Origin of the sequence: Scandinavium sp. M-37 (genome assembly GCF_043558715.1) — a bacterium.
Taxonomy (GTDB): domain Bacteria; phylum Pseudomonadota; class Gammaproteobacteria; order Enterobacterales; family Enterobacteriaceae; genus Scandinavium; species Scandinavium vulneris_A.
The window spans coordinates 1-19,208 of sequence record NZ_JBIGIN010000038.1; the positions used below are offsets into that span (position 1 = coordinate 1).

The following is a 19,208-nucleotide window of genomic DNA, read 5'->3' on the forward strand; positions in this document are numbered from 1 at the left end:
ATATGGCACTGAATGGCTTCACGCCGATGCAGCATATTCAGCGCATGAACTGATTCTACTTATCACCTCCGTTAAAAATGGGGGGATTACCCCTGTTATTAGTGTCTTCTGGCGAAGCCATTGCGGGGGAGACAGAGACAATCCGAACGTTTTCTAACAGGATGTTGAAATATTCAACTTCCTGACCTGCATCATTAATCTTGTAGAACTTCAGTTCAGCTTTTTCCAGAGCTTGACCCGTGGCAACTGCTTTGTAGAGATACGGGCTGGAATAGTCAAACTCCTTCACAATCATCATAGGTGAGTGAACACGCTTACCCGTGGGTTTCCCTGTGAAATTATCGGTAGGTGTAGAAAGATTATGATGAAAGCCTTTGAATTCGATACTGGATTCACGGTTCTTAACGTCGCAACCCCCCTTGATAAGCGCACCGCCATCGTCGTGAAGCCACAGATTACCTGGAATAGCCATTTTATAATCCCTTAACCATTATATTGAAAAACGGATCATAGGCCTCTGGCTAAGGTTGGTAAATATAAAATTTCACTTAAGCTGGACTGTAGATAGTCATATAATCATCCGAAGTAGTGATATTTATAATTATACACGACCCTAAGCAATATCCATTTGTTATGAATGGTGACACTGATATTCTTAGCCTGAATGCACAGAGCGGCATAATGAATTCCTGACTGAAACAAAAAATCGTTGTAGGAATTATTGTGTAGGGTGGCGTTGATGTTCGTGGATAATATGCTAATCCCCATGTGAATTAGTTTATAAAGTCGCGCACTAAAACCAAACGCCCGGTGGCGCTCACGCTTACCGGGTCAACCTAAGCGCAGCCCCGTAGGCCCGTGCAAACGCAGTGCCGCCGGGCAATGGCGGTAATAAAGAGGCCCCCGGTTAGCCGGGGTAGCCCATGACGTTAAATTCGTTTACCATGACCTTATTCACTGTATAAAAAAACAGGTCCATCCCTATGACACTCGCGCTGACTGCCGAAAAAATTGAAAGAAACCGCTTCACTGGGCTGAAAGTAGAAAACAGCACGTTTCATAACTGTGATTTCTCCGGCGCAGACCTTACCGGTACTGAGTTTATCGGCTGTCAGTTTTATGACCGCGAAAGTCAAAAAGGGTGTAATTTCAGCCGCGCTATCCTGAAGGATGCGATTTTCAAAGATTGTGATTTGTCGATGGCGGACTTCAGAAATGCCAGTGCACTGGGTATCGAAATTCGTAGCTGTCGTGCGCAAGGCTCAGATTTTCGCGGCACCAGCTTTATGAATATGATTACGACGCGCACCTGGTTTTGCAGTGCCTATATCACTAACACCAACCTTAGCTATGCCAATTTTTCGAAGGCGGTACTTGAGAAGTGTGAACTGTGGGAAAACCGTTGGATTGGAACCCAGATCCTGGGTGCGACGTTTAGCGGCTCAGACCTTTCAGGTGGTGAGTTTTCCTCGTTCGATTGGCGTGCTGCCAACGTTACGCATTGCGATCTGACCAACTCAGAATTGGGTGATTTAGATGTGCGGAGTGTTGATTTGCAAGGCGTCAAATTGGATAGCTACCAAGTGTCATTGATAATGGACAGGCTTGGGATAGCGATTATCGGCTAGCCAATTATGGGTAGCGGGCGTGACCGGTAGCGCTAACGCTTACCGGGCCTGTACAGAACGCCCGTTCTCCAGGCATAAAAAAAACCGGCGCATTCGCCGGTTTTTTATCGTACGCAGCGGGCTCAGACGTCGAGATCCGCCATGTCGCCTTTTTCCTGCAGCCAGTTACGGCGGTCTTCGGAACGTTTCTTGGCTAGCAGCATGTCCATCATCGCGTCGGTCTGCTTATCTGCATCGTCGTCGATGAACAGCTGCACCAGACGGCGGGTGTTCGGATCGAGCGTGGTTTCACGCAGCTGCAATGGGTTCATTTCACCCAGACCTTTAAAGCGCTGGACGTTCGGCTTGCCTTTCTTACGCTTGAGCTGATCCAGCACACCTTCTTTTTCCTGCTCGTCGAGGGCGTAATAGACTTCTTTACCCAAATCGATGCGGTACAGCGGCGGCATCGCGACGTACACGTGTCCGGCTTTCACCACGTGGCGGAAATGTTTCACGAACAGCGCACACAGCAGCGTGGCAATGTGCAGCCCATCGGAGTCCGCATCCGCGAGAATACAGATCTTACCGTAGCGCAGCTGGCTCAGATCGTCACTGTCAGGATCGATGCCGATCGCGACGGAGATGTCGTGCACTTCCTGTGAGGCCAGCACTTCATCGGAGGACACTTCCCAGGTGTTGAGGATCTTACCTTTCAGCGGCATGATCGCCTGATATTCACGGTCGCGCGCCTGTTTGGCAGACCCGCCCGCCGAGTCACCTTCCACGAGGAACAGCTCGGTGCGGTTTAAATCCTGGGCGGTGCAGTCGGCCAGTTTACCCGGCAGCGCAGGGCCGCTGGTCAGTTTCTTACGCACCACTTTTTTGGCGGCACGTAGACGGCGCTGGGCGCTGGAAATCGCCATTTCAGCCAGCATTTCTGCCGCCTGAACGTTCTGGTTCAGCCACAGGCTAAACGCATCTTTCACCACGCCGGAGACGAAGGCCGCACACTGGCGCGACGAGAGACGCTCTTTGGTCTGTCCGGCGAACTGCGGATCCTGCATTTTCACCGACAGCACGTAGGCGCAGCGATCCCAGATATCTTCCGCCGACAGCTTCACGCCGCGCGGCAGGATGTTGCGGTATTCGCAGAACTCACGCATCGCATCCAACAGACCCTGACGCAGGCCGTTGACGTGCGTCCCGCCCTGCATGGTCGGGATCAGGTTGACGTAGCTTTCGGTCAGCAGTTCCCCGCCTTCCGGCAGCCACAGCAGCGCCCAGTCAACCGCTTCGGTGTCGCTGGCAAAGCTGCCGACGAACGGTTTTTCTGGCAGCAGCGGCAGGCCATTCACCGCTTCGCACAGATAGTCGTTCAGACCGTCGGCGTAGCACCAGGTCTGCTCGCTGTTGTTCACTTTGTCTTTAAAGACGATTTCCACGCCAGGGCACAGCACCGCTTTCGCTTTCAGCAAATGCATCAGGCGGGAAACAGAGAAACGTGGGCTGTCGAAGAAGCTTTCATCCGGCCAGAAGTGGACGCTGGTGCCGGTGTTGCGTTTCCCGACGGTGCCAGTGACGTGCAGGTCTTCCACTTTATCGCCGTTCTCAAAGGCGATGGTGTAAATCTGACCGTCACGACGGACGTTCACTTCCACGCGTTTTGACAGGGCGTTGACCACCGAAATCCCCACGCCGTGCAGGCCGCCGGAGAACTGGTAGTTTTTATTGGAAAATTTACCGCCCGCATGCAGACGGCAGAGGATCAGTTCCACGGCGGGAACCCCCTCTTCCGGGTGGATATCGACCGGCATGCCGCGACCGTCGTCGATAACTTCTAACGACTGATCGGCATGTAAGATAACTTCCACGCGCTTGGCGTGGCCCGCCAGTGCCTCATCCACACTGTTATCAATAACTTCCTGACCTAAATGGTTAGGACGAGTGGTGTCGGTGTACATCCCCGGGCGGCGGCGAACCGGCTCAAGCCCGGTGAGTACCTCAATGGCATCAGCGTTGTAAGATTGGGTCATGGTTTTTTCACGCGTGTTGAGGGCTGATTAACGCAGCCCCAGAAAATCGATAATCTGTGTGAAATGATCTTCAAAGCCGGTAAATGCATGATTGCCGCCCTCCTCGACCGTTTGACGACAGGAGGCGTAGTAGTCCACAGCCTGGCGATAATCAAGCACTTCGTCGCCCGTCTGTTGCAGCAGCCAGAGCAGATCCGGCGCTTCGAGCGGGTCAATTTGCATCACTTTCAGATCGTAAATATGGCGTGACTCTAGCACATATTGCTCCCCGGTGTAGGGATTCTCATTGTGACCCAGATAGCCCGTGAGCAGCTCAAACGGACGCACCGCCGGGTTCACAACCACAGCGGGCAGCATGAAGCATTGTGACAGCCAGGTGGCGTAGTAACCGCCCAGCGACGAGCCCACAATCCCGAGCGGTTCCCCGCCGTGTTGCAGGACCAGTTTCTCCAGCAGTTCAGCCGCCTCAGCCGGAAATGCAGGCAGCTGTGGCACCACCATGTCGATATCCGGATGGTGCTCGGCGAGCCATGACTTCATGGTCGTCGCTTTTGCCGAGCGCGGCGAGCTGTTAAACCCGTGGAGATAGAGAAGCGTAGACATCAGTATCCTTCTGAAGCAGTGTCCGGGCGGAACTGCGCGCCATCCAGGCGGCAAACCTCGGTGGTCAACGTGCCATCGGCATGCAGTTCCAGCCAACGCCAGCCTGGGGCAATGGTATCAAGTGTAAAGTTCGCACTGTGGGGTTTGAACTGCACACAGGTAGACGGCGTGGCCATCATTCGGCGACCGTTCCACTCGATGTCCATTTCCTGGTGGATATGGCCACAGAGCAAATTTTTTACCCGTGGAAAACGCATTAAAACGCGATCGAGCGCCCCGGCGTTTCGCAGACTGTGCTGATCCAGCCAGCTGCATCCCGACGGATGTGGATGATGATGCAACAGCAATAACGTGTTGCGCTCAGGGGATTCGGTCAGGCGCTGCTCCAGCCAGTCGAGCTGAAAATCGCTCAGTTCACCGTGCGGAACACCGAATACCTGGCTGTCGAGCATCAGAATTTGCCAGTGATCGCCCGCATAAACACGTTTTGCGGGAGAAATGCCGGCGTCTTGCAGGGCACTGTACATGGCGGGTTGGAAATCATGGTTACCGGGTAACCAGACGCAGGGCGCGGCGAATCCCGCGATGCCTTCAGCAAAGTGCTGATAGGCCGCAGACGAATGATCCTGTGCTAAATCCCCTGTGGCGACCACAAGGTCGCACTCACGCTGCGAGGCGCGGATGGCCGCCAGAACGGCCTGGTAGCTGTCCCAGGTGTTCACCCCTAACAACGTCTCATGTTTTTCAGCAAACAGGTGAGTATCAGTAATTTGTAAGATTCTAACCCTGGCCCCACCAGCCAGAGAGAGATTTAACAGGCTTTCCAAATGGTGTCCTTAGGTTTCACGACGCTAGTAAACCGGAATCGCCATCGCTCCATGTGCTAAACAGTACCTTAGCCAATCGGCCAAAAACTGGTTAATTTGATGCTTTTCGTCGCGTTGATGCAACTTTTTATTCGGATAATCATACCGTGCTTTGAAGCGGAAAATCTGCTGAGTCGAACACACTTCGGCTACCATCGCATCATGGTAAAGGCGCACCGACATTGACGGCAGGCTCCAGTAGCTCACCGCCGGAACGGTCTGCTCAATTTCCACCAGAGTAGTGTAGCGGGTTGATTCGCTTATCGTTAACCGGTATTGCGCATTGGCCACCTGATAGCTCACCGTTTCGCCGGGTGCGTCCGTTTTTGGCAGCAGTCGGCGCAGCTGCGCGAAATTGGTTTCGCACAGACGCATCATTTCAGGGAAGTCAGGTGTATAGCGCTTCATTTTGTCCACTCGTTTCGTAATGCCTGATAATGCAATTGCAGCCATTGCAGGGCGATGACAGAGGCTGCGTTATCGATTTTTCCCTCTTCTACCCACTGGTATGCCTGTTCCCTGCTTACCACATGAACCCGAATGTCTTCGTTTTCATCCGCCAGACCGTGAATACCTTGCGCGGTCGAGGCGTCCACTTCGCCCACCAGAATGGTTAAACGCTCGCTGGTACCGCCCGGGCTTGCCAGGTAGCTCAGCATATGTTTGACGCGCCTAACGTCAAGACCGGCTTCTTCCACCGCTTCACGACGGGCGACATCTTCCGGGCTTTCCCCTTCTTTTATCATCCCGGCGACCATTTCCATCAGCCACGGGCTTTCGCTTGCGTCATAAGCGGCGATTCGAATCTGTTCGACCAGCACCACTTCATCACGCACTGGGTCAAAGGGTAGCAAGACTGCTGCATGCCCGCGCTCAAAAATTTCACGACGGACTTCTCCACTCATTTCCCCGTTGAATAAACGGTGACGAAATCGGTACAGATCTATCGAAAAAAAACCGCTGTAAAGCGTTTCCCGTGCAATAATTTCTACATCGTTTTTGCCGTAAGTTACGATAGATTGATTTTTTTGGGTCATCGTCGATGTCCTGATGTGTTACGTGGTGATGAAAACAGTGATTTCAGGTCTCTGAGACTACTGTTTTACTTACGCTGTGGTAGATTGGTGCAAATTAACGCCAGATGGCACGATACGCCAACTTTTTACGCGTCCGGACTCTGGTACAATCGACGAATCTTTCTGAATTAGATCAGCGCTAAATGCTTCACAACAAGGAATGCAAATGAAGAAATTGCTCCCCATCCTTATCGGCTTGAGCCTGACGGGCTTCAGCGTAGTAAGCCATGCGGAAAACCTGTTGCAGGTTTATCAGCAGGCACGTTTGAGCAACCCGGACCTGCGTAAGTCCGCGGCCGATCGTGATGCTGCATTCGAAAAAATTAACGAAGCACGCAGCCCATTACTGCCACAGCTCGGTTTAGGTGCAGATTATACCTACAACAACGGCTTCCGTGATAACAACGGTATCAACTCTAACGAGACCAGCGCCGCGTTAACCTTAACGCAGACCATTTTTGATATGTCAAAATGGCGCGCGCTGACGCTGCAAGAAAAAACCGCCGGTATCCAGGACGTCACTTATCAGACTGACCAGCAAACGCTTATCCTGAACACCGCGACGGCGTACTTTAATGTTCTGAGCGCGATTGACTCGCTCTCCTTCACCGAAGCGAATAAACAAGCGGTTTACCGTCAGTTAGATCAGACCACCCAGCGCTTCAATGTGGGCCTGGTGGCGATTACTGACGTGCAAAACGCCCGTTCACAGTACGACACCGTGCTGGCGAACGAAGTGACCGCCCGCAACAACCTCGACAACGCGGTTGAACAGCTGCGTCAGGTCACCGGTAACTACTATCCGGAACTGGCTTCACTGAACGTTAGCAGTCTGAAAATGGACAAGCCGCAGCCGGTTAATGCGCTGCTGAAAGAAGCAGAAAGCCGCAACCTGGCGCTGTTACAGGCACGTCTGAGCCAGGACCTGGCGCGTGAACAAATCCGTTATGCACAAACCGGTCACATGCCAACCGTGGGCCTGACCGCGTCTACCGGCGTGTCTGACACGAAGTATGACGGCAGCAACGCTACCAGTAGCCAGTATACCGATCGTAATATCGGTCAGAATCAGATTGGCCTGAACTTCAATCTGCCGCTGTACAGCGGTGGCTCAGTGACCTCGCAGGTGAAACAGGCGCAGTACAACTTCGTCGGCGCCAGCGAGCAGCTGGAAAGCGCGCACCGCAACGTGGTTCAGACCGTGCGTTCTTCCTTTAACAACATCAATGCGTCCATCAGCAGCATCAACGCCTACAAACAGGCCGTTGTTTCTGCACAGAGCTCTTTAGACGCAATGGAAGCTGGCTACCAGGTCGGTACCCGTACCATCGTTGATGTGTTGGATGCGACCACTACGCTGTATAACGCCAAACAGCAGCTCTCCAACGCCCGTTATAACTACCTGATTAACCAGCTTAATGTGAAATCAGCGTTGGGTACGCTTAACGAGAACGATCTGCTGGCGCTGAACGGCACTCTCGGCAAAGGGGTTTCCACTTCTCCGGAAGCCGTTGCCCCTGAGAACGCCCAGCAGGATGCGAACGCAGATGGCTACAACGGTAACAGCGCAAGCACCGCTCCAGCGGCTCAGCCTGCCAGCCAGCGTACCACCTCCAACAGCACCGGCTCCAACCCGTTCAAAAACTGATTCGGGCAACCCCGGCGGCACCGTTCCGCCGGGGTTAAATCACTTTCCCGTTCTTCCCCGCCAAATTAACGTAAGGCAACGTAAAGATCCCCTTCACAAGCCTCTCATCGCTTCAATTTCAACCACTCATCCACTATCCTGAGCGCTACCACTGGGTCCAGGATGAAAGATAATGAAACGGACAAAAACAATTAATCACGCTTCGTTCCGCAAGAACTGGGGCGCACGCCATCTGACGCCTGTCGCGCTGGCGATCACCGCCGTATTTATGCTTTCCGGCTGTGAAAAATCTGACGAAACGGTGTCGATGTATCAAAACGCCGACGACTGTTCGAGCGCGAACCCAGGCAAAAGCGCCGAATGTACCGCCTCCTACAACAACGCTCTGAAAGAAGCCGAGCGCACCGCGCCGAAATACGCCAGCCGTGAAGACTGCGTGGCCGAATTCGGTGAAGGCCAGTGCCAGCAGGCACCTGCTCAGGCAGGCATGGCCCCGGAAAACCAGGCGCAGGCGCAAAGCAGCGGCAGCTTCTGGATGCCGTTGATGGCAGGCTACATGATGGGCCGTATGATGAGCGGGGGCTTCCAGCAGCAGCCGCTGTTCAGCTCGAAAAACCCAGCTAGCCCGGCGTATGGTCAATACACCGACGCCAGCGGCAAAGGTTACGGCGCCGCCCAATCGGGCCGTACAACCACCGTACCGAAAACCGCGATGGCACCGAAACCGGCCACCACCAGCACCGTGACTCGCGGCGGCTTTGGTGAATCGGTCGCGAAACAATCCACCATGCAGCGCAGTGCCGCTGGCACGTCAACCCGTTCTATGGGCGGCTGATTATCATGGAAAGAGTCAGTATCGTTGAGCGCCCGGACTGGCGCGAAAAAGCCACTGAATATGGCTTCAATTTTCACACCCTGTATGGCGAACCGTACTGGTGTGAAGATGCCTATTACAAACTGACCCTCGGCCAGGTCGAAAAGCTGGAAGAGGTGACGGCTGAGCTGCACCAGATGTGCCTGAAGGTGGTTGAACGCGTGGTCGCCAGCGATGAGCTGTTGACCAAATTCCGCATTCCAAAACACACCTGGAGCTTCGTGCGCCAGTCATGGCAAACTCAGCAGCCTTCGCTCTATTCGCGCCTCGATCTGGCGTGGGACGGTAAAGGCGACCCTAAGCTGCTGGAAAATAATGCCGATACGCCAACCTCACTGTACGAAGCGGCGTTTTTCCAGTGGATCTGGCTCGAAGATCAGCAGAACGCGGGCAACCTGCCCGCAGGCAGCGATCAGTTCAACAGCCTGCAAGAAAAGCTGATTGAACGCTTCGCTGAACTGCGCGAACAGCACGGTTTTGGCCTGCTGCATTTCGCCTGCTGTCGCGACACAACCGAAGACCGTGGCACGGTACAGTATCTGCAAGACTGCGCCAATGAAGCGGGTGTGGCGAGCGAGTTCTTGTATATCGAAGATATCGGGCTTGGCGAAAAAGGACAGTTTACCGATCTGCAGGATCAGGTTATCGGCAACCTGTTCAAGCTGTATCCGTGGGAATACATGCTGCGCGAGATTTTCTCCACCAAGCTGGAAGATGCTGGCGTGCGCTGGCTGGAACCGGCGTGGAAAAGCATTATCTCTAACAAAGCCTTGCTGCCGATGCTGTGGGAAATGTTCCCGGATCACCCGAATCTGCTGCCTGCTTATTTCGCCGAAGATAACTATCCGCCAATGGATAAGTACGTCATCAAGCCGATTTTCTCTCGTGAAGGCGCCAATGTGTCGATCGTTGAAAATGGTAAAGTGCTGGAAGCGGTGGAAGGGCCTTACGGTGAAGAAGGGATGATCGTCCAGCAGTTCTATGAACTGCCGAAGTTTGGCGACAGCTATACGCTGATCGGCAGCTGGTTGATCAACGATCAACCCGCCGGGATCGGTATCCGTGAAGACCGGGCGTTGATCACCCAGGATCTGTCACGTTTCTATCCGCATATCTTTGTCGAGTAATTTTTTGCCCGGCGGCGGCACCTTTCCGCCGGGCCTACGCGTCAGCGTCACCAGGTTTTAACCTATCTGTACCGATAACATGCTCAAACTGCCCATTTCGATGCCATCGGTCGGCAGCGTAATCGGCTCTTTGCCATCCCATGCGCCTAACACATACAACAACGGCAGATAGTGATCCGCCGTCGGGTTAGACAGCGCCCCGCCTTCGTGATCAAGATAGTTCACCAGCGGGTGATCCTCTGTCGGCCCTTGCCAGCGAAGATTCTCTATCACAAATTCGTTGAATGATGTCGCCCACGGATACGGCGTATTTTCACCATGCCAGCGCGCGGTACGCAGGTTGTGAACCACATTCCCGCTCGCCACCAGCATGATGCCTTCATCACGCAGCGAAGCCAGCTTGCGCCCCATTTCCATATGCCAGGCGGGTGGTTTGGTGCTGTCGATACTGAGCTGTACCATCGGGATATCGGCCTCTGGGTACATCTTGATTAATACGCCCCATGAGCCGTGGTCGAAACCCCAGGCTTCTTTATCGAGCGTAACCGGCACCGGGGCCAGCAGCTCAACCAGACGCTGTGCCAGCTCAGGCGAACCCGGCGCCGGATAATGCGTGTCGTACAACGCCTGCGGAAAACCACCGAAGTCGTGGATCGTTTTCGGTGCTTCCATCGCCGTCACACCCGTCCCGCGAGTAAACCAGTGCGCGGAAATCGCGACGATCGCTTTCGGGCGCGGCAGCGTGGTCCCGAGTTGCTGCCAGGCGCGGGTGTACACGTTATCCTCCAGCACGTTCATCGGACTACCGTGACCTAAAAACAGCGCTGGCATACGGGAAGAAGACATGGTGATATCCTTACAGGAACAGTCGATTTGATGGCTCTACATTACGCGCTTTCTGAACCCGAAGAACTCAGATAACGGTGATGAAGATCATCAGGAAATTTGAATGTAAGGACACGTAAAAGCGCGATTTCCCCTCTCGCTTTCGGGGAAAGAGATCTTTACTATAAATGATAATCATTATCATGAAGGAGTTTTCATGTCAGTACCTTTGATCCTGACCTTGCTCGCTGGTGGGGCCACCTTCATTGGGGCTGTCCTCGGCGTTATTGGCCAAAAGCCCTCCAACCGCGTGCTCGCGTTCTCGCTGGGCTTTGCCGCGGGCATTATGCTGCTGATTTCCTTAATGGAGATGCTGCCTGCCGCCCTCGGCACTGAAGGCATGTCTCCGGTTCTCGGCTACGGCATGTTTGTGGTCGGCCTGCTGGGCTATTTCGGTCTCGATCGCCTGTTACCGCACGCCCACCCGCAAGATTTAATGCAGGGTGATAAAGCGGTGATGCCGCGTAACCTGCGCCGGACCGCCATGTTACTGACGCTCGGCATCAGCCTGCACAACTTCCCGGAAGGCGTGGCCACCTACGTGACAGCCAGCAGTAATCTGGAGTTAGGGTTTGGCATTGCGCTGGCGGTGGCGTTGCACAATATTCCTGAAGGACTGGCGGTCGCCGGGCCGGTCTATGCCGCGACGGGCTCAAAACGCAAAGCCATTTTCTGGGCCGGGATTTCCGGAATGGCCGAAATTCTTGGTGGCGTACTGGCGTGGCTAATTCTCGGCTCGCTGGTGTCCCCGGTGGTGATGGCGGCTATTATGGCGGCGGTTGCCGGGATTATGGTGGCGCTGTCGGTGGATGAACTGATGCCGCTGGCAAAAGAGATCGATCCGCATAACAACCCAAGCTACGGCGTACTGTGCGGGATGTCGGTGATGGGGCTCAGCCTGGTGCTGCTCCAGTCGATGGGATTCGCTTGAGGTTACGCTCTGCCAGATAACAAAACGCCGGGAATCTCCCGGCGTTGTTCATTTCACGTCAGACAAGCTTAGCTGGCCTTACGCTCATGCTTTTGGCGGTATTCCACCAGGTCTTCGATGGTCACGACTGGCATGTTGTGTTCCTGAGCAAACTTGATGCACTCCGGCGCACGCGCCATGGTGCCGTCGTCATTGGTCAGCTCACACAGGACGCCCGCAGGTTTGAAGCCTGCCAGGGTCACCAGATCGATAGTCGCTTCGGTATGACCGCCGCGCGTCAGCACGCCACCCGCCTGCGCACGCAGTGGGAACACGTGGCCCGGACGATGCAGGTCAGACGGCTTCGCGCCATCGGCAATGGCGGCGCGGACGGTGGTCACGCGGTCAGCGGCAGATACGCCGGTGGTCACGCCGTGTGCGGCTTCGATAGTCACGGTAAAACCGGTGCCGAAGGCGCTGGTGTTGTTTTCCACCATCATCGGCAGGTCGAGCTGCTTACGGCGTTCTTCGTTGATGCACAGGCACACGATGCCGCTGCCGTGGCGAATGGTCAGTGCCATCTGCTCAACGGTCATGGTTTCGGCGGCAAAGATCATATCGCCTTCGTTTTCGCGGTTTTCATCGTCGAGCACCATCACTCCGCGACCTTCGCGCAGCGCGGATAACGCGTGTTCAACGCGTTCGAATGCAGTACCAAAAGAGGAAAGTAGCGTCTGATTCATGGTAAAAGACCTCATTAAAATTATGGTTACCAGAATCAGGGCAGTCTTAGGAGTACCGACAAAGCGGCAAAAAAATAACGTGAGCGGGCCGTGCCCGTGGATCGTTACTCTCTCCCATCCGGACTCTAACCGTCGGCCCCGGAATTACACCGGATCTGCTGACCTTCAGACTGGCGTCTGAAGCGCTCGCGGGCTTTCAACCTGAGTTGATTTACCGCCGGTGGGGAATTTCGCCCCGCCCTGAGAATAAGCGAGATAACTATAACGCTAATGATTATTGGCGGCAATGCATAAGCTTCAAACATTTCTGGTTTATAGGCCCGGCATAAGGCACTACAATAAGCTGTAAAACCGACCAGATCAGGGAAACCGTAATGATTGATCCGAAGAAAATTGAACAGATCGCCCGCCAGGTTCACGAGTCAATGCCGAAAGGCCTGCGTGATTTTGGTGATGACGTTGAGAAGAAAATCCGCCAGGTGCTGCAATCTCAGCTGACGCGTCTGGATCTGGTCAGCCGCGAAGAGTTCGACGTGCAGACTCAGGTGCTGCTGCGCACCCGGGAAAAGCTGGCACTGCTGGAACAGCGAATCAGCGACCTGGAAAGCCGCTCTACTGCCGCCACGCCTGCTCCTGCCATTCCGCCGGTAGACGAGTAATACAGAATTGCCCGGTGGCGCTGGCGCGTACCGGGCTTACAACAGGCAGTCGCTACGTTACTTGCTGCTGTCTTTCTGAATACGCTTGATGATGTTGGTGGTTGAACAGCCATCTTCAAAGTTCAGCACCATCACTTCCCCACCGTTGGCCCAGACTTCCTCGCTACCCGCAATTTGATCCGGCTTATAATCGCCACCTTTTACCAGCAGATCCGGCAGAATTCCGGCGATCAGACGCTGCGGCGTATCCTCTTCAAACGAGACCACCCAGTCGACGGATTCCAGCGCACCAAGCACAATCATGCGCTGGTCGAGCGGGTTCACCGGACGGGTTTCTCCTTTCAGGCGCTTTGTCGAAGCATCGCTGTTCACCGCGACAATCAGGCGATCGCCGAGCTTGCGCGCGTTGGACAGATAAGAGACGTGACCCGCGTGCAGAATGTCGAACACCCCGTTAGTCATCACCACCTTCTCACCCCGCTTACGCGCCGCGAGTACCGCCTGCTTCAGCTCGGCTTCGCTCATCACGCCGAAACCGGTATCTGCCCGTCCGCGTACCGCGTTTTCCAGCTCGATAGGCGACACGGTCGACGTCCCGAGTTTACCGACCACGACACCCGCCGCGGCATTGGCAAAGAAGCACGCTTCTTCAAGTGAATTGCCCGCTGCGAGCGTCGCCGCCAGCACGCCAATCACCGTGTCACCGGCGCCGGTCACGTCGTACACTTCCTGCGCCTGGGTTGGCATATGCAGCGGCGCTTTGCCCGGTTGCAACAGGGTCATCCCCTGTTCTGAACGGGTCACCAGCAGCGCGGACAGGTCGTAATCGGCAATCACCTTCATGCCGCGCTCAACGATTTCCGCTTCGCTTTTGCACTTCCCGGCGACGGCTTCAAATTCAGACAGGTTTGGCGTCAGCAGCGTCGCGCCGCGATAGCGTTCAAACTCGGTGCCTTTCGGGTCAATCAGCACCGGAACACCCGCTTTACGCGCCAGCTGAATCATCTCCTGCACGCTTTCCAGCGCGCCCTTGGCGTAATCAGAGAGCACCAGCGCCCCAATGTGGCCCAGCGCCTGCTGAATACGCTCGTGCATCGGCTGCGGATCAACCCCGGCAAAGCCTTCTTCGAAGTCCAGACGGATCAGCTGCTGATTGCGTGACAGCACGCGCAGCTTGGTGATGGTCGGATGCGTCGGCACGGAAACGAAATCACATTTGACGTTCACATCGGCCAGCGCTTTGCTCAGCGCGCGCGCCGCATCGTCGATGCCGGTCAGGCCCACCAGACGCGAATGCGCGCCGAGAGAAGCAATGTTCATTGCCACGTTAGCCGCGCCGCCAGGACGTTCTTCAATGGTATCCACTTTCACCACCGGGACCGGGGCTTCCGGGGAGATGCGGCTCGTTGGGCCGTACCAGTAGCGGTCCAGCATCACATCACCGACAACCATCACACCTGCACGTTCAAACTCTGGCAGCGTTACTTTCATTCCAGACTCCTGAAAGATTCATTAATTGCGCGCGATAATACCATCTCAGGGCAGCACCAGCCACTTTCGCCAGCTGGCGGTAACCAGCTCACGTTCCGCCGCAAAAGCTTCCAGTGCCACGTGGCCCGGCGCTTCCTGCAACGCCAGGTGATGCAAGGCATCGCGCAGCGTGGTGTAGGCCCGACTCAACGCCAGCGCCTCCTGTTCGTCCATAATGTCGTTTTGCGCCAGCAGTTCGAGGATACGCACGTTATCCGACCAGCGCGTCAGCTTCGGTTTGTCGTGGGCGAAGCGCAGCACCAGATATTGCGTAATAAACTCGATATCGGTAATACCGCCCTCATCGGCTTTAATATCAAAGCGATCGCGGTGTTTCCCCCCGAGGTGCGCGCGCATTTTCTCGCGCATTTCACGCACGTCGGTTTGCAGCTTCTCGCCTTCGCGGGAGGTGGTCAAAATATCGCGGCGGATAGCGTCAAACTGCGCCTGCAGCTGCGGATCGCCATACACCACGCGGGCACGCACCAGGGCCTGATGCTCCCAGGTCCAGGCTTCATTGTGCTGATAATCGGCAAACGAATCCGTGGTGGTCACGAGCATTCCCGCCGCGCCGGATGGACGTAAGCGAGCGTCCACTTCGTACAGAATGCCCGAAGAAGTGCGGGTGCTGAACAGATGCATGATGCGCTGTGCCAGGCGCAGATAGAACTGGCGACCATCAATTTCACGTTCGCCGTCGGTCATCACGTCGAGCGGACAATCATGCAGGAACACGAGGTCGAGGTCAGAGCTGTAGCCCAGCTCCCAACCGCCGAGTTTGCCATAACCGACCACCGCGAAACCGCGCCCCAGACGTTCCGCCAGATGGCGAGGCTGGCCAAAACGGGCCACCATTTGCGTCCACGCCTGCTGCACCACCGCGTCGATCATCGCCTCCGCCAGCCAGGTTAAGTGATCGCTCACTTTCATCACCGGTAGCGTTCCGGCGATATCGGCCGCCGCGACGCGCAGCAGCTGTGCCTGCTTAAACTGGCGCAGCGCTTCGAGCTGCTGTTCTTCATCTTCTTCCGGCACGCGCAACAGATATTGGCGCAGTTCGTCGCGATAGGCGTCGGTCGCCGTGGGTTGGTACAGCGTGTTCGGGTCGAGCAGTTCATCCAGCAACAGCGGATAGCGCGCCAGCTGGTTGGCCACCATCGGCGAGGCGGCGCAGAGGCGAATCAAATGCTTGAGCGCGCCGGGGAATTCACTCAGCAGCTCAAGGTAAGTAGTGCGCGTCACGATCCCGGTCAGTAGCGGAATAATGCGCGCCAGCGGCACCGGGGCATCTTCCCGGCTGCACACATCGCTCAGCAAATGCGGCATTAACGAATCCAGGACCTGACGTCCACGCGGCCCGATAGTGCGTCGGTCGAGCTCTTTGCGGAAATCGGCCACCAGCGTCAGGACCTGATGACGGGCGCTGTCGCTCAGATGCGCCAGCCCCGGCAGGGTGTCGTCTTCCTGCAACGCGTCCTGCCACAGCTCGCGCCAGTGCTCAGAAAGCTGTTCATCCGCTGACGTTTCTTCGTCATCGCCAATCAGGTCGTTAAAAATCTGCCGCACGCGGGTCATCTGTTCTTCCAGCGCCTGCGCCAACGAGTTCCACTCGGCAAAACCCATGCCCCACGCTAAACGTGCGCGGTTGAGATCGTCCTGCGGCAGGGTTTGTGTCTGTTCATCGTTGATGCTTTGCAGCAGGTTTTCCAGACGGCGTAAAAACAGATAGGCATCGTGCAGTTGTTGCGCCTCGCCTTCCGGCAGCAGATGCAGCGCATCAATGGCGTCCAGCGTCGGCAGCAACGAACGCCCCTGCAAAGTGGGCTCGCGCCCGCCGCGGATCAGCTGGAAGACCTGTACGATAAATTCAATTTCACGAATGCCGCCCGCCCCGAGCTTGATATTGTCTTTCAGGCCCCGGCGACGTACTTCGCGGGCAATCATGCCCTTCATGTTACGCAGCGACTGGATCACGCTGAAATCGATATAGCGACGGAACACGAACGGGCGCAGCGTGGCGCGTAGCTCGTCGACATAGACGCCTTCGCGATCGCCCATGATCCGCGCCTTCACCATCGCGTAGCGTTCCCAGTCGCGGCCCTGCTCCTGGTAATAATCTTCCAGCGCGGCGAAGCTCAGTACCAGCGGGCCGCTTTCGCCAAACGGGCGCAGACGCATGTCGACGCGATAGACAAAACCGTCCATCGTCGGCTGGTCCAGCGCTTTGATCAGCCGTTGCCCCATCCGGGTGAAGAACTGGGCGTTGTCGAGTTCACGTCGGCCGCCCTGGGTCGAACCGTGTTCCGGCCAGGCAAAAATCAGATCGATATCAGAGGAGAAATTCAGCTCGCCGCCACCGAGTTTGCCCATGCCTAAAATCAGCAGCGGCTGCGGTTTGCCCTCGGCGTTGCATGGCGTACCCCATTCCCGACAGCAGGCGTCATACAGCCAGTCGCGAGTGGCGACAATCAGCGTTTCCGCCAAATGGCTCAACTGCTGCAAACTGCTTTCGGTGGAAACCTGCGACAGCGCCTGCGCCCAGGCAATGCGCACCATTACCCGGCGGCGGAACAAGCGTAATTCACGCATCAGGCTATTTTCATCGCGGACATCGGCCAGCGCCGCCTGCAACCAGGCGGCGTAATGCTGCCATTCATCGGCCTTAGGCGGGTTCGTTTCCAGTTCGCTCAGCCAGTCGGGATGCGCGGCCAGACTTTGGCTAATGAAATCGCTGAAGGTCATCGCCGCCTGCGCCTGTGGGCTAAGCGATGCGGACGGGAAATCGGGCGGCAGGCGGTCGACTACCGTCTGCCAGTGCTGTTGTAACTGCAAAGAAAACGGTGTCATGACGCCCTCTCCTGCTCTCTATCGTCCGGTGACCAAAAAGGCCGTCAGCATCAGTTTTGCCTGCGCAATGTGCGGTTTGAACGCCGCCTCTTTGGCGCGGGTGGCCGCAGAAATCGCCTCGCCAATCTGCGCCATCTGAACGGCTGCCATCTCGTGTTCGCGTTGCAGGCTGGTGTGAATAAAGGCCACCGCTTTCAGCACTTCGGCTTTCGCGGCATCATTTCCGCGCAGCCACAGCTCTTCGTGATACTGCCAGTGCGCCAGCGCCGCTTCGAGACTGGCGTTATCGTTGCCGGTAAATGCCGCTTTTTTCACGCTACGTTCTGCGTTACCCGCCGCCAGATGATAGCCACGCGCCGCTTTACTCAGACTTCCCTGACGCAGCACGCCCGCCGTCAGCAGCTGTTCGGCCAATTCCAGAATATCGTCAACCTGGCCGTGCAGCAGTTCCAGTTCCAGCTCGCAAATTGGCTCCTGATGCCCCCCGGCTTTGACCTCACCTAAATCCAGCGCCAGCTCGATCCGGCTCTGGTTATGGTTGACCAGCCACTTTTCCCGGTAAAAATCGGTGCTGAATAGCGGTTGCACCTCAGAGGCCAGCGCGGGCGGCAGTTTGCCTTCCGGCCAGACTTCGGCGGGCAGTTTTTCCAGCGCCAGTTCGGCTTTATCAATATCAATATTGTATTCAGGGCGCTGATGTAGCCCGCCCACCACTTTCCCGGCAATTTTCATCGTCATTTCAAAGCGACCGTTGTGGCCGCGAATACGCAGGCCCATGTCGTGACGACGAAGCCAGTTGTCGGCGGTTTCGTAGTAGATATTCAGCAGTTGAGAGGCCGGAATATGTTCCGCAGAGAGAGCGTTAAGCTGCTGGCGCAGGGTGTCGACGCCGTGCTGCTCAACGATGAACTTCAATTCGATTTCCTGATCCATGACTGATTTCTTATGGTTGCGTTGCCTGGATTGAACGTTACGCCGAACTTCCGCGCATCTTTTTTGTCAGTAGAGTGTATTTCGCGCTACTTTGCCATGCAACGTCCTCCTGGAGGATTCTGATTGCGGCAGAATGCCTGGCATCGTCAGACTGATGCCATTACTATCGATTCACTTTATGACAATAACGATGACCTGATGCCTAAATTACGCTTGATTGGATTAACTTTATTTGCACTTAGCGCTTCAGCAGTGGTTCACGCTGAAGAAACACGTTACGTCTCTGACGAGCTGAACACCTGGGTACGCAGCGGTCCTGGCGATAACTATCGCCTCGCAGGTACCGTCACCGCGGGTGAAGCCGTCACCCTGTTACAGACCAACGACGCCACCCAGTACGGACAAGTTCGCGACAGTAACGGCCGCACCGCGTGGATCCCGTTGAAAGAGCTGAAAAGCGAGCCAAGCTTTAAAACGCGCGTGCCTGACCTCGAAAATCAGGTCAAAACGCTGACGGATAAGCTGAACAATATTGATACCACCTGGAATCAGCGCACTGCAGATATGCAGAAAAAAGTCGCCCAGAGCGACAGCGTGATTAACGGTCTGAAAGATGAAAATCAGAAGCTGAAGAACGAGCTCATCGTGGCGCAGAAAAAGGTGAGTGCCGCCAATCTGCAGCTGGATGACAAACAGCGTACCATCATCATGCAGTGGTTTATGTATGGCGGCGGCGTGCTGGGCGTGGGCTTGATCCTCGGTCTGGTTCTGCCACGTCTGGTACCGAGCCGTAAACGCAACGATCGCTGGATGAACTAACGGCTTCACCACCGCCCGATTAGCCATCTCTTCTACACTTCCGTA

At 55.6% G+C, this 19,208-nt stretch carries 16 protein-coding genes, 2 pseudogenes and 1 riboswitch; of the genes and pseudogenes, 7 read left to right on the forward strand and 11 right to left on the reverse strand.

Going from position 1 to position 19,208, the window contains the following annotated elements; genetic code table 11:
• Positions 1-94 precede the first annotated feature (94 nt).
• Positions 95-472: pseudogene (locus ACG0Z5_RS20375) on the reverse strand (Hcp family type VI secretion system effector); the annotation flags it as partial.
• 511 nt (positions 473-983) lie between these two features.
• Here ACG0Z5_RS20375 and ACG0Z5_RS20380 point away from each other — a divergent pair.
• Positions 984-1,628, forward strand: a complete 645-nt coding sequence (locus ACG0Z5_RS20380; RefSeq protein WP_394450646.1) for a QnrB family quinolone resistance pentapeptide repeat protein — start codon at positions 984-986, stop codon at positions 1,626-1,628.
• Positions 1,629-1,750: 122 nt separating this feature from the next.
• Here the strand turns inward: ACG0Z5_RS20380 and parE are convergent, their stop codons facing one another.
• The 5 genes from parE to nudF are packed head-to-tail and all read right to left on the reverse strand — an operon-like array spanning position 1,751 to position 6,149.
• Positions 1,751-3,643 (reverse strand): DNA topoisomerase IV subunit B, encoded by a 1,893-nt coding sequence (parE, locus tag ACG0Z5_RS20385; protein ID WP_394450648.1) that lies wholly within the window; start codon positions 3,641-3,643, stop codon positions 1,751-1,753.
• 27 nt (positions 3,644-3,670) lie between these two features.
• Entirely contained in the window at positions 3,671-4,246 is a 576-nt protein-coding gene (yqiA, locus tag ACG0Z5_RS20390) for an esterase YqiA (protein ID WP_394450650.1), read from the reverse strand.
• The gene (gene cpdA, locus ACG0Z5_RS20395) at positions 4,246-5,073 is read right to left on the reverse strand and encodes a 3',5'-cyclic-AMP phosphodiesterase (RefSeq protein ID WP_394450652.1); all 828 of its coding nucleotides are present in this window, start codon (positions 5,071-5,073) and stop codon (positions 4,246-4,248) included. Before cpdA ends, yqiA begins: the two co-directional genes overlap by 1 nt.
• 24 nt (positions 5,074-5,097) lie before the next feature.
• A complete protein-coding gene (locus ACG0Z5_RS20400) occupies positions 5,098-5,520 on the reverse strand; it encodes a DUF1249 family protein (protein ID WP_319628662.1) in 423 nt (140 codons plus the stop codon).
• Positions 5,517-6,149: an ADP-ribose diphosphatase gene (nudF, locus tag ACG0Z5_RS20405; RefSeq protein WP_394450656.1), complete on the reverse strand. Its 633-nt coding sequence runs from the start codon at positions 6,147-6,149 to the stop codon at positions 5,517-5,519. The genes ACG0Z5_RS20400 and nudF overlap by 4 nt, the downstream gene beginning before the upstream one ends.
• Positions 6,150-6,354: 205 nt before the next feature.
• On the opposite strand from nudF, the gene tolC reads away from it, so the two are divergent.
• From tolC to ACG0Z5_RS20420, 3 genes are all read left to right on the forward strand, one after another.
• A complete protein-coding gene (gene tolC / locus ACG0Z5_RS20410) occupies positions 6,355-7,836 on the forward strand; it encodes an outer membrane channel protein TolC (RefSeq protein ID WP_394450658.1) in 1,482 nt (493 codons plus the stop codon).
• A 172-nt stretch (positions 7,837-8,008) separates the two neighbouring features.
• Positions 8,009-8,671 (forward strand): DUF1190 family protein, encoded by a 663-nt coding sequence (locus ACG0Z5_RS20415; RefSeq protein WP_319628665.1) that lies wholly within the window; start codon positions 8,009-8,011, stop codon positions 8,669-8,671.
• 5 nt (positions 8,672-8,676) lie between these two features.
• Entirely contained in the window at positions 8,677-9,837 is a 1,161-nt protein-coding gene (locus tag ACG0Z5_RS20420; RefSeq protein WP_394450661.1) for a glutathionylspermidine synthase family protein, read from the forward strand.
• 57 nt (positions 9,838-9,894) lie between these two features.
• Here ACG0Z5_RS20420 and ygiD read toward each other — a convergent pair whose 3' ends face one another.
• Positions 9,895-10,683: a 4,5-DOPA dioxygenase extradiol gene (ygiD, locus tag ACG0Z5_RS20425; protein ID WP_394450664.1), complete on the reverse strand. Its 789-nt coding sequence runs from the start codon at positions 10,681-10,683 to the stop codon at positions 9,895-9,897.
• Positions 10,684-10,879: 196 nt separating this feature from the next.
• Between ygiD and zupT the strand changes: the two genes are divergently transcribed.
• Complete coding sequence (gene zupT, locus ACG0Z5_RS20430) at positions 10,880-11,653, forward strand: zinc transporter ZupT (protein WP_394450666.1); 774 nt, start codon at positions 10,880-10,882, stop codon at positions 11,651-11,653.
• A 68-nt stretch (positions 11,654-11,721) separates the two neighbouring features.
• Here the strand turns inward: zupT and ribB are convergent, their stop codons facing one another.
• Complete coding sequence (gene ribB / locus ACG0Z5_RS20435; protein WP_394450668.1) at positions 11,722-12,375, reverse strand: 3,4-dihydroxy-2-butanone-4-phosphate synthase; 654 nt, start codon at positions 12,373-12,375, stop codon at positions 11,722-11,724.
• Positions 12,376-12,477: 102 nt separating this feature from the next.
• Positions 12,478-12,627: riboswitch (FMN riboswitch) on the reverse strand.
• 122 nt (positions 12,628-12,749) lie between these two features.
• On the opposite strand from ribB, the gene ubiK reads away from it, so the two are divergent.
• A complete protein-coding gene (gene ubiK / locus ACG0Z5_RS20440; protein ID WP_394450670.1) occupies positions 12,750-13,034 on the forward strand; it encodes a ubiquinone biosynthesis accessory factor UbiK in 285 nt (94 codons plus the stop codon).
• A gap of 57 nt (positions 13,035-13,091) precedes the next feature.
• Here ubiK and hldE read toward each other — a convergent pair whose 3' ends face one another.
• From hldE to ACG0Z5_RS20455, 3 genes and pseudogenes are all read right to left on the reverse strand, one after another.
• Entirely contained in the window at positions 13,092-14,525 is a 1,434-nt protein-coding gene (hldE, locus tag ACG0Z5_RS20445; RefSeq protein WP_394450672.1) for a bifunctional D-glycero-beta-D-manno-heptose-7-phosphate kinase/D-glycero-beta-D-manno-heptose 1-phosphate adenylyltransferase HldE, read from the reverse strand.
• Between the two features lie 45 nt (positions 14,526-14,570).
• Positions 14,571-17,411: a bifunctional [glutamate--ammonia ligase]-adenylyl-L-tyrosine phosphorylase/[glutamate--ammonia-ligase] adenylyltransferase gene (gene glnE, locus ACG0Z5_RS20450; RefSeq protein ID WP_394450675.1), complete on the reverse strand. Its 2,841-nt coding sequence runs from the start codon at positions 17,409-17,411 to the stop codon at positions 14,571-14,573.
• A gap of 182 nt (positions 17,412-17,593) precedes the next feature.
• Positions 17,594-18,344 (reverse strand): annotated as a pseudogene (locus tag ACG0Z5_RS20455) (inorganic triphosphatase); the annotation flags it as partial.
• Between the two features lie 198 nt (positions 18,345-18,542).
• On the opposite strand from ACG0Z5_RS20455, the gene ACG0Z5_RS20460 reads away from it, so the two are divergent.
• On the forward strand, positions 18,543-19,163 hold the full coding sequence (locus tag ACG0Z5_RS20460) for a TIGR04211 family SH3 domain-containing protein (protein ID WP_319628768.1): 621 nt from the start codon (positions 18,543-18,545) through the stop codon (positions 19,161-19,163).
• Positions 19,164-19,208: the final 45 nt, after the last annotated feature.